Raw genomic sequence first — 7,622 nt, forward strand, 5'->3', positions numbered from 1 at the left:
TTTATTTAGTAAAGAAAGCGTAAATGTTAGATATCCTGGATTACACTAAACAAGAATTAATTTCTGATGCTGATTTTTGGAAATTTGCAGGCGAACACCTTGAAAAGCCAACTGAATTTAGGGGCGTTTCATTTGTTTCTTCAATTAAGTTTATTGAGGAGCAACTGTTACCGCGCTATGATAAGGTCACTTTAATCCTTGGCTTAAGCGATAATGGAAAAGAATCAATTGGTAAACGGATGAGGCAGTTAAATGACCGGACTGAATTTGTCAATTATGGTTATGAACACCCTGATAGTGAATTTACGAAGCGAATTTTAGATGGGAGCTTGCGACTTTTATTCACAAAGCAAGAATTAATTCATACCAAAATGTACTTAATGACAAGTGACGACCGGTATCTCTCATTTGCCGGTTCGATGAATTTAACTGAAGCAGCAATTCATCGTAATTTAGAACAACTCGATAGTGACTATGGAATGCAGACGGATCCGCTTTATCAATGCCATGTTCAGATGTTCGACGATAACCTTCGCCATGCGACTACCTATCTGGACGCAAAGAAAATGGCCGGGTTCATTAAGGCGAAAAATAAAGAGCAACTTCAGATTAATGTCTATACCGATACGGTGAATATGGTGAAAAACAAGGATACCGGTGACAAGGATGCGGTGATTATCCCGGCAGAAGAAGTAAAAGAATATAAGGATCAGTATAGTTCTGACGAGGAATTAAAGAAACTATCAGCTCCAGAAAAATTGAGTGTTGCCCAAACTGTCAAGCTCTTTGGTAATGCTGGCTATAAGAAACGCAATCTCGAAAATATCGGGAAAGAACTCTACAGCCTTACCCAGGTAGTTAAACATGTGTCTCGAAACGATGATAACTCAGGAAAGGTTACCCGTGAAGAAGACCTCTACCCTAAACCAGTCTTGTTTTATAACAATGGTCAGTTATTTGAAGCGCCCCGTGTTGGTGATAATGTAAAGTCAGAATTAATAACATCGAATTTAACGGGTGACCGGCTCCGTGAACAGCTGCAATTATTTAGTGATATTGCCCATGAGTACGATAATTACAAAGAAGTCGGTGAGGGGTGGCAGGCATGTGATTTCATGTGTTTCCTATTTGAAGCGCCCTGGCTATGGAAAATCCGTAATATGTATGAATTATCGCCAAGCAGTAAATCACGCGAAGATGTTCCCCTCGGAGTAGCCTTGATTGGTCAAGGACGGACCGGGAAGTCGACGTTGGGAAAGCGGCTAGCAGCCAAGCTAACGGGGAGTGGCAACTTCCTTGATGGCGGTGTTTTTGATGCTAAAAATTATGCATTAGGAAAGTCCAATATCAATATGACGATTACAACGGTTTTAAGCGATTATATGTATAGTGCTGGTCCTGTTAATCCGATGATGATTGATGATATTAGTCCTGACTTAACGACACGGCCATATTTTGATCGCTTCATTAAAGAAATTACTAACAATCGTAGTTTAACTCAGCCACTCCCATCATTTATTTTTACGATGAATCGTCGTGAGGGTGATAGTAAATCGCAATTTTCCCTTAAACCGGAAATTATGCGTCGTTTATGGTACCTCAGCTTTGAATCAACTTTTGCCGGGGATGAGGATGAACGTGAAGCTAAATTAAATGACTTGCTTGAGCGCGCTAACGATCAGCTTTATCGTTATTGCCAAGTTGAACTCGCAAAATTCTTCAATGACGTGTCGCCAGAAACAGAACAAAAGATTGAGAAGGATTACCTTTATCCCATCAAATATGTCTTGAAACAAGCGATGAACCAATTTGGGATGTTTGAGCTTGTTAAAGACTACTTCGATGATAATTATGATTACTCACTCTTTGTTGGTCGGAATGATTGGACAATGCTGATTAACCAGGCAGAAGTGGGGGCTGATCTAACGTTTATTCAGCAGGATGGTCAGTTAAAAGCGCAAATTAATAAGCAGCTTTTTAATAAGGTTTCAGATAGTACGGCGCGAAATAATGGTTCAATGATGATGGAACGGTACTTCCAATACCTGCCGCGAAAGTATCGGATTAGTTATCAATATACTAGTACCGGTTTTATTGTCGATGTTGCTAATTTTGATCAGTGGCTTAACAGTGATACCCTTCAGCAAAAGTATAATAGCAGCGAGGTAGCTCGGGACGCTCAAAAGGTAAATACTGATGCAAAGGTGACTGAATTGCTTGCCCGGTTAACAGAGGCACAAGAAAAGCAAGCGCACCGCCATGGGATATTTAGCTGGCTTAAAAAGAAATAAATGAAGTGTCCATGTCATAACTTATCAAAGAACCAAAAGATTGTTTTATTAACCCTTGTCGCAGGAGCCTTAATTTGGCCAATGTACTTGCTATATAAGCTGGCAAAGAAAAACTAAATGATTGACTATACAACGTTAAAACATCAAGCCGATGGTACTCCGACTTGGGATGCATTTTTAGGAATTATTTTAAAAGTTGCCGTTGAAAGGCAGAATTGGCAAAGCAGTGAATTGATACAAAGAACTTTAGAAGAAGCTAATTTACCGCAAAGCATGTTGCAAATGCGTTATCCACAAAAGAGTCACGATTTGGTCATGCGTAATCGAGTTAGTTTTGCTTTAAGTGATTTAGCAATTTCAGGTTTATTAGACCGACCCGAGAGAGACCTTTACCTCCCAACTAGTCGCGGGCAAGAGCTTAGTAAAGAATATGGAATTAATATAACGAGAACTTTGATCCATAATGAGCCAGCTTACAAGAAATATAAACAAGAAAAAAGTAACCAAAAGAAAAATAGACAGAAGCGAGAAAATAAAGATTTGGTTGAAAGTCAAATTAAGGAATGGTTTAATCAGCAAAACGAAAAAACGCAGGATGAATTATTAAATCACTTGGTAAAAATGAATCCATATAAATTTGAAAATTTAATGGTTCAGTTGTTATCTGTAATGGGCTACAAGGGTGATGAAGGGCAAGCCTTAGTAACACAAAAATCAAATGATCATGGGATTGATGGAATTATTAATCAAGACCCACTAGGTTTGCAAAAAGTTTATCTTCAATTAAAAAGATATGCGCCAGATAATTCAGTTCAAATGCCAGAAATTACAGCATTTAGTGGTTCAATTAAGCTCAAGCATGCAGATAGAGGTGTATTTATTACAACTTCTACATTTACTCAAGGTGCAATTAACGCAGCAAAGGACTTAAATATTACACTGGTTAATGGTGAGATGTTAACTAATTTAATGATTCAGTATCAAGTTGGAGTAGAAGTAAAAGAACATTATATGACATATAAAATTGATGGTAATATGTTTTAAATGGGTGAAATCATGGCAGAATATAAGAGAAGATCAGTAGAAAAAGCAATTATTATGGCATTAAGAGATTTGGGTGGGTCAGCAAGCCGAAAATCTATTCGGAAAGCAATTGCAGATAATGAATATGATGGATTAACTTATGATCAAGTCTATTCAACTAAAGAAGGTAAAACGGGCACTTATTCACCATTCTTGTTTGACTTTAACTTTGGTATTCGAAATTTGCGCAGTATTCAATATATTGAAGCTCCTCATCGTAATCAGGATATTGTTCTTACTAAGGCCGGAGAGAACGATGATTTAACAAATTATCCTTCGTTAGAACAGAAAAAAGAAATTGGTGCTTATTGGGATAAGAAAAATAAGGAACGTGCTGAACGTAATAAAAATAAAGTAAGTGAAGAAAGCGGAGACGAATCAACAGGACCAGAAGACCAAGAGGATACTAAAGATTTAAACTGGAAAAACCAATTGATTACTCAATTAATGAAGTTTGATCCTAGTAAATTTGAAAGTTTTTCGCGCTTATTGATTTCAAAAATGGGTGTTGTAATTGATAAAGATCGCGGAATTGTTCGTTCCGGTGACCATGGAATCGATGGCTTTGGATATTTTACATCTGATGAATTCAGAACTAGTCGGGTAGCGATTCAATGTAAAAGGTACACAAAAGGAGCAGTATCAGAACCTGAAATCGATAAGTTTAAAGGAGTAATGGATAGTTTTAATGCTGAATATGGGATATTTATCACAACTAATCATTTCACAGATCGTGCTCGAAAAAAGGCAACCCAAGGAAATAATACTGTAACATTAATTGACGGGCAGACACTAGCTGAATTGGTTGAAAAATATCAATTACATATTACGCCAGTTAATACGTATGCTTTGGATGATTATTACTTCGATTTGAAGTGATTGGGAGATATTACAATTCCTATCAAAACTTACCCATATACAAGAAAATACGAGACAAAAAATATAACAAAATTTAAGTATATTCATTATGGCGATATACATACAGGAAAAGCAAAAAAAATAAATGAACCTAGTAAGTTACCATCAATAACTAAGGGAAATTACTCTACTTTAAGAAATGGTGATGTCGTGGTGGCCGATGCTTCGGAAGATTATAAGGGAATTGCAGATGCCGCTATCTTACTAAGCACTGGAGCATTTTCAATTATTGCCGGATTACATACAATAGCTTTTCGTCCAAACAGAAAATTAGTATTTCCAATGTTTATATATTACAATCTCCAAACAAGTAGATTTAAGCATTATGGATATCATGTTGGAACTGGTCTTAAAGTATTCGGTATTTCAAGTAATTTGTTTTTTGATTATTCAGCATTTTATCCTTCACTCATAGAACAGCAAGAGATTTCAAAACTAATTGAATCGTTAGAGAATCTGCTTTCTCTCCAGCAACGAAAATTGAAGCAGTTAAATTTATTACAGAGATATATCAAAGAAAAGACTTTACCTTCACAAAAAGAGCTCCCTAAATTAAGATTTTTGACTACACCGTATAATACTTATAAATTCTCGGAACTATTTAAAAAATCAACTAAGAAAAATGATGGACAAATTTTGCAAAATCATGTTATATCTGTTGCAAGCATGAGATGGGGGAAATTACCAAAAAGTTCTTCTGAAGCATATATGAAAACCTATTTTATCTTTAATAAGGGTGATATAGCGTATGAAGGCAATAGAAGTAAAAGTTATTCTTTTGGCAGATTTGTAGCAAATGATTTAGGAAACGGAATTGTTTCTCATGTATTTAGCGTTTTTAACTCTAAAATTAATTTCAATCTTGAGTTTCTAAAAAATTATATTAATAGTGAACAAGTTATGCGGGACCCACTAAGGATGTCCACCTCTCGTACAACAATGATGACTAATTTAGTTTTGAAAGATATTGCTAAGCAAACACTCATGATACCCTCAAAAGATGAACAAGATTTATTAGGAAGTCTATATAAAATTACTCAGTCAATGATTGAACTTAATAAAAAACAACAACAAGAATTAATCTATCTGAAAAAATACCTCCTCCAAAAGCTCTTTATCTAAATGTCTCGGAAACACTACAGTACAAAGCTATTTTATAAATACTACATGGATTGGATTAAGCTTTATAAGGAAAAAGCAGTTCGAAAAGTGACGTTGGATAAATATTATTTAACGCACCGAAAAATTAAAGAGCTTGCACCAGAGTTACATATGAATGAACTTACTCGCCAATCATATCAAAAATTGTTAAATAACTATGCTGCTACTCATGAAAAACAAACTACTCTTGATTTTCATCATCATCTAAAAGCAGCCTTAGTTGATGCACTAGACGAAGGATTACTGGAACATGACCCTACACGGCGAGCAATTATAAAGGGAGTTGATCCTAGCAATAAAAAGAATAAATTTTTGAATCTTTATGAATTACAAAAACTACTCCGCCATCTTGATCTAGGCGACGAATTAAACTGGGATTGGTTTATCTTATTAGTATCAAAAACTGGCTTACGATTTGCGGAAGCGTTAGCCTTAACTCCAGAAGATTTTGATTTTGAAAGGCAACAAATTATCGTTAATAAATCTTGGAATTATAAAACGCCAATTGGTAATTTTCAAAAAACTAAGAATGAATCTTCAAACCGCGCTGTGATGGTTGATTGGCACCTTATGAATCAATTTAAATCACTTATTCGAAATAAAGAAAGTGACTGGCCAATTTTTGTGCCACACAATAAAAGAGTATTTAATTCAACTGTTAATGGCTTATTAGAAAAATATTGCTATAAATTAGATATACCAACTATTTCGATTCATGGTTTACGCCATACTCATGCCTCATTATTACTTTATGAAGGAGTGTCAGTTGCTAGTGTTGCCAAAAGACTAGGTCATGCCAACACCACAACGACCCAAGAAACCTATATTCATATTATTGAGGAACTCGAAAATAAAGATAATGATAAAGTCTTACATCATCTATCTCAACTAAACTAAATGGATAAAAAGCCCGAAAAATTGGTGCCTGAAGTCCGTTTTAAAGGATTTACTGACGATTGGGAGCATCGTAAGTTGGAGAACGTTTTTACAAAGTATCAAAAAAGGATCAATCCTACTCAGCAAAATCTAGAATTGTGGAGTTTGACCATTGACCAGGGGTTAGTAGCAAAAACTAAGAGATATGATCGTAGTTTTTTAGTTAGAAAGAACGATATATTTAACCTTGTTCCTAAGGGATACTTTGTTTACAACCCGATGAACATCACTTTGGGAACTATAGATGTAAATAAGTACCATAGTATAGCTGTTTCAGGATATTATATTGTCCTCAAAAGCAATGATCAGTTTAATGTTGCTTTTCTTGCATCTTTATTGCATACGAGCAGTATGATCAACAAATATAAAAGGTTTTCGACTGGATCATTATTAGAAAAACAAAGGTTGCAATTTCCGAATTTTGCAAAAGTAAAAATCATTAGTCCTAGACTATCTGAACAAACAAAAATCGGATTATTAATGAATCAAATTAATAATCTAATCGATCTCCAGCAACGAAAATTGGAACTGCTTAAACAGCTTAAAAAGGCGATGTTACAACAATTGTTTGCTGATAAAAATAGCAAACAGCCAAATTTAAGATTTAAAAAATTTAAGGGTGATTGGGAACAGCGTAAGTTGGGAACAGTGGGTAAAGCTCAGTCTGGAATTGGATTTCCTAATAAGGAACAAGGTGGTCAAAAGGGAGTTCCATTTTTTAAGGTTTCGGATATGAATAATAATGGAAATGAATTTGAAATGACTACTTCGAATAATTATGTTACTGAACAACAAATTATCAGCAAAAAATGGAAAACAATAACCAAAGTTCCAGCAGTTATTTTTGCAAAAGTTGGAGCTGCTTTAATGCTGAATAGAAAAAGACTTGTTACAGTTCCGTTTTTGATTGACAACAATACAATGGCATATATATTCAGCAAGAACTGGGATCCATATTTTGGTAAGGTCTTGTTTGATACACTAAATTTACCCAAATATGCACAAACAGGTGCTTTGCCTTCATTTAATGGTTCGGATATTGAAAATATCAAAGTAATGTTTCCTAACCAAGTCGAACAACAAATAATTGGTTGTTTCTTTGAAAGTATTAATGGACTCATCACTCACCAGCAAAATAGACTTACTCAACTAACTGCCTTGAAAAAATATCTCTTACAAAAACTTTTTATCTAAGTGAATAAAGCACAAGAAATAACAAGTCAATTATGGGAA

Annotated in this window: 6 protein-coding genes; all 6 read left to right on the forward strand. The window is 35.0% G+C overall.

The window, feature by feature from the left end:
• Positions 1 to 23: 23 nt before the first annotated feature.
• A complete protein-coding gene (locus HHK02_RS00565) occupies positions 24 to 2,291 on the forward strand; it encodes a phospholipase D family protein (RefSeq protein ID WP_181462561.1) in 2,268 nt (755 codons plus the stop codon).
• 117 nt (positions 2,292 to 2,408) lie between these two features.
• Complete coding sequence (locus HHK02_RS00570) at positions 2,409 to 3,335, forward strand: restriction endonuclease (RefSeq protein ID WP_181462562.1); 927 nt, start codon at positions 2,409 to 2,411, stop codon at positions 3,333 to 3,335.
• Positions 3,336 to 4,253, forward strand: coding sequence for a restriction endonuclease (locus HHK02_RS00575; protein WP_181462563.1), 918 nt, complete (start codon positions 3,336 to 3,338; stop codon positions 4,251 to 4,253). It begins immediately after the preceding gene.
• The gene (locus HHK02_RS00580) at positions 4,254 to 5,414 is read left to right on the forward strand and encodes a restriction endonuclease subunit S domain-containing protein (protein WP_181462564.1); all 1,161 of its coding nucleotides are present in this window, start codon (positions 4,254 to 4,256) and stop codon (positions 5,412 to 5,414) included. It abuts the gene before it with no gap.
• Positions 5,415 to 6,350 (forward strand): site-specific integrase, encoded by a 936-nt coding sequence (locus tag HHK02_RS00585; protein ID WP_181462565.1) that lies wholly within the window; start codon positions 5,415 to 5,417, stop codon positions 6,348 to 6,350.
• Positions 6,351 to 7,583 carry a restriction endonuclease subunit S gene (locus tag HHK02_RS00590; protein WP_181462566.1) on the forward strand — a complete coding sequence of 411 codons (1,233 nt, stop codon included), beginning with the start codon at positions 6,351 to 6,353 and terminating at the stop codon, positions 7,581 to 7,583.
• Positions 7,584 to 7,622: the final 39 nt, after the last annotated feature.

The organism is Limosilactobacillus reuteri (assembly GCF_013694365.1).
Taxonomy (GTDB): Bacteria; Bacillota; Bacilli; order Lactobacillales; family Lactobacillaceae; genus Limosilactobacillus; species Limosilactobacillus reuteri_E.

Coding starts and splice junctions, on each gene's coding strand:
- HHK02_RS00565 (WP_181462561.1), top strand. CDS start 24: ATGTTAGATATCCTGGATTACACTAAACAAGAATTAATTTCTGATGCT.
- HHK02_RS00570 (WP_181462562.1), top strand. CDS start 2,409: ATGATTGACTATACAACGTTAAAACATCAAGCCGATGGTACTCCGACT.
- HHK02_RS00575 (WP_181462563.1), top strand. CDS start 3,336: ATGGGTGAAATCATGGCAGAATATAAGAGAAGATCAGTAGAAAAAGCA.
- HHK02_RS00585 (WP_181462565.1), top strand. CDS start 5,415: ATGTCTCGGAAACACTACAGTACAAAGCTATTTTATAAATACTACATG.
- HHK02_RS00590 (WP_181462566.1), top strand. CDS start 6,351: ATGGATAAAAAGCCCGAAAAATTGGTGCCTGAAGTCCGTTTTAAAGGA.